This is a genomic window from Vibrio sp. 378 (assembly GCF_033339435.1).
The window spans coordinates 1-959 of sequence record NZ_JAWOUO010000219.1; the positions used below are offsets into that span (position 1 = coordinate 1).

At 48.9% G+C, this 959-nt stretch carries 1 protein-coding gene; it reads left to right on the top strand.

The annotated features are described in order from the left end of the window. On the top strand, positions 1-959 hold a 959-nt coding region (locus R7Q48_RS25275), incomplete at both ends, for a sodium:solute symporter family transporter (protein ID WP_411979285.1).

The following is a 959-nucleotide window of genomic DNA, read 5'->3' on the forward strand; positions in this document are numbered from 1 at the left end:
TACCATTTGGGTGACTGGCCTTGCGGTATTGGCTATCTCATTGCTGAGTGGTGCGTGGGGCGTAGTGGCGTCGGACTTTATTCAAACGCTGGTTGTTGCGGTTATCTCCATTGCTTGTGCGGCAGTTGCATTATACGTCGTTGGTGGCCCTGGCGAGATCGTTGAGAACTTCCCTGGTGGCTTCATCATGGGCCCAGATATGAACTACCCACTACTGTTAGTTTGTACGTTCATCTTCTTCGTAGTGAAACAGCTGCAAAGTATCAACAACATGCAGGAGTCTTACCGTTTCCTTAACGCGAAAGACTCGAAAAACGCAAGCAAAGCTGCGCTGATGGCGCTTGTGATGATGCTATTTGGCGCGGTAATTTGGTTCATCCCACCTTGGGCTTCAGCAATCCTGTACCCAGATGCAGCAACGCAATACTCATCATTGGGTGCGAAAGCAAGCGATGCGGTTTACCTTGTCTTCGCTCGTGAAACAATGCCTCTAGGCACCGTTGGTCTGTTAATGGCAGGTCTGTTTGCGGCGACCATGTCTTCGATGGACTCTGCACTAAACCGTAACTCAGGTATTTTCGTTCGCAGCTTCTACTCAAACATTGTGCGTAAAGGCCAAGCTTCGGATAAAGAGCTACTGCGTGCTGGTCAAATCGCATGTTTGGTGAACGGCATCCTCGTTATCATGATGGCTCAGTTCTTCAACTCACTGAAGCACCTAAGCTTGTTTGACCTAATGATGCAAGTGGCGACGCTACTTCAATCACCAATCCTAGTTCCATTGTTCCTTGGCATCATCATTCGCAGAACGCCGAAATGGGCACCATGGGCAACAGTTGTGGTTGGTATGTTTGTCTCTTGGTCAGTGGTGAAAATCTTCACTCCAGAATTTGTTGGTAGCTGGTTCGGTATGGATGAGCTAACACGCCGCGAAGCAGGTGAAATGCGCACAATGATCA